The organism is Hymenobacter terrestris, assembly GCF_013377905.1.
Lineage (GTDB): Bacteria > Bacteroidota > Bacteroidia > Cytophagales > Hymenobacteraceae > Hymenobacter > Hymenobacter terrestris.
Genome location: NZ_JABKAV010000138.1, coordinates 1 through 1,883 on the forward strand (window position 1 = coordinate 1; position 1,883 = coordinate 1,883).

Below are 1,883 nucleotides of genomic sequence, written 5' to 3' on the forward strand. Positions count from 1 at the left end.
CCTGCTATTTGGTATGACCGTTTATAATCTCATTCCTGCGTTCGCGCTGCTTGGCACGACTCTTTACACAGCCGTTGTGGGCCGAAGCGCGAGGGAAGCACTCACGGGCGTTGCGGTATTGGTATTTATGTTCCTGATGGCTAAGAATGGCATGAGCATGATGCAGCTTTACGACTGACATATGCCGGTACGCTCGTTTGTTTGAACAGCATGCGTTTCCTTGCCACCGTTAAATCTAATATTTTGTATCGGTCTCATTTTATGAGAGGAAGCCAGCTAAGTCTCAAGTGCAGCACTGTTCTAATGGAGCACAGATATTCAGTAAGCGACACCCAGCCATCAGCTAATGGCCGGCTTAATATTATTCACTGGCCTTTTTCCTTAATCTTGCTTTTTTCTTGCTGCTTTATGGTAGCAGGTTGCACTGTACCAATGCATTTTTATGTTAGAAACCTATCAAATACAAAAATTAAATGCATCCTTATAAGAACCAAAACCAATACTAGTGCCAAATTAAGTTATCATTATTTATCATACAGTCTATCCCTGAAAGAACCAACATTTAGCAGTGTTAAAAGTTTTAACAAACAATTAGACTATATTAACCGCCAAGATTCAGTTATTTTTTTTATTCCGCCTTTATCAACAGTTTTTATTGGCGCAAATAGTAATAGAGGTTATCCTGGATTCAAATCTATTGCGTATTTTTCATCGAAATACGTATCAGTTGATTTGAACGCGATTGATCTTGGAAATAATTTCAGTTGCAAAAAATATTTTGGCAATTGTAATACTTTTTGGATGGACTTGAAATAATATATAATATTCTCACTTAGGAACCAGCAACTAACAAAGGCTCCTTTCAGCAAACGCAGCGTTTACCTTCGGACCCTTTGCGTGAACCGTTATTACCTTGCTTGCATGCACGGTTTTGACAAGAGAAAGGTAGCGGCAACCGTTCAGCACATCGTGCACCTTGCCAGCAGTGGAGGCATCGAGCAGGCGCTTCAGGGCAGCAAACCCAGCCGATGCGCTGTCGAAGACCTAAACGTCGTGTTGGCAGAGCACGGGCAACGCATCAGCTTACCACCCAAAGCCCCTAAAGCCTACTTGACATACTCAGATGGGCAACCCAGCGAGCTCTACGCTGACATCCGGTTATGCGTCGATGGGGCTCCAAGCGATTTGGTGTTGCGCTGCGTTCTCTTCGCTCAAGAGCACGCTGGCCACTACGCCTACCGGATAGAGGATTTACTCGCGCCCTGAGGCAAAACGGATGCTTTTACCCTACATTATTTCCAATTGGCCCTCTTTGCCCGGGTGTCTTTCCCTGCTGTGACGTTATGCTGAGAATCAAAGAGTTTTTTGCGCTCGACGACCTAATAACCGCTCGGTGGGGGCACCAGGCGTTCCGCTACGTGGACTATTGTGGTCTGCTGCCCGTCAGACCCTTAGAAAATGGGGACTATGAATGCACGCCGACCAACACGCTCAGCTTCGCGCGCACGGGCGGCGATGGCGTCCACTTCAGCCTGCTGGACGCCCGCAACGAGACGGCCGACGGCCCCGTGGTCATGACCGTCCCCATGATGGAGGCGAACCTGGTCGTAGCCGAAACCTTGTCTGAGTTCTTGGGCATTGGATGCCAGACGGGCTGGTTTGAACTCGAACAATTGGCCTACGATGCCCCCGCAACCTTGGCGTATTACGCCGCAGCACCCGCGCCGGCATCGGCCCAGGAGCAAACCTTTCTCGACTTGGTCCGCACCGAGCTGCGCGTGGCCCCCGTTGCCCTGACGGCAAAACGCTTGGCTGACCTGGAACAACGCTTCGGGCCGCAGTTGCAGGTCCCGGCCCTTTGAGGGTGCTGAGGGCATTTGATA

At 49.2% G+C, this 1,883-nt stretch carries 3 protein-coding genes; all 3 read left to right on the forward strand.

All coding sequences use genetic code 11. The features are described from left to right. Nucleotides 1–210 precede the first annotated feature (210 nt). The 3 genes from HW556_RS18280 (at nucleotide 211) to HW556_RS18285 (ending at nucleotide 1,862) form a co-directional block, all read left to right on the forward strand. The gene (locus tag HW556_RS18280) at nucleotides 211–816 is read left to right on the forward strand and encodes a hypothetical protein (RefSeq protein ID WP_176901552.1); all 606 of its coding nucleotides are present in this window, start codon (nucleotides 211–213) and stop codon (nucleotides 814–816) included. Nucleotides 817–921: 105 nt separating this feature from the next. Continuing rightward, nucleotides 922–1,266: a DUF7668 domain-containing protein gene (locus tag HW556_RS19115; RefSeq protein WP_449404419.1), complete on the forward strand. Its 345-nt coding sequence runs from the start codon at nucleotides 922–924 to the stop codon at nucleotides 1,264–1,266. Between the two features lie 77 nt (nucleotides 1,267–1,343). Next, on the forward strand, nucleotides 1,344–1,862 hold the full coding sequence (locus tag HW556_RS18285; RefSeq protein WP_176901553.1) for a hypothetical protein: 519 nt from the start codon (nucleotides 1,344–1,346) through the stop codon (nucleotides 1,860–1,862). Nucleotides 1,863–1,883 lie beyond the last annotated feature (21 nt).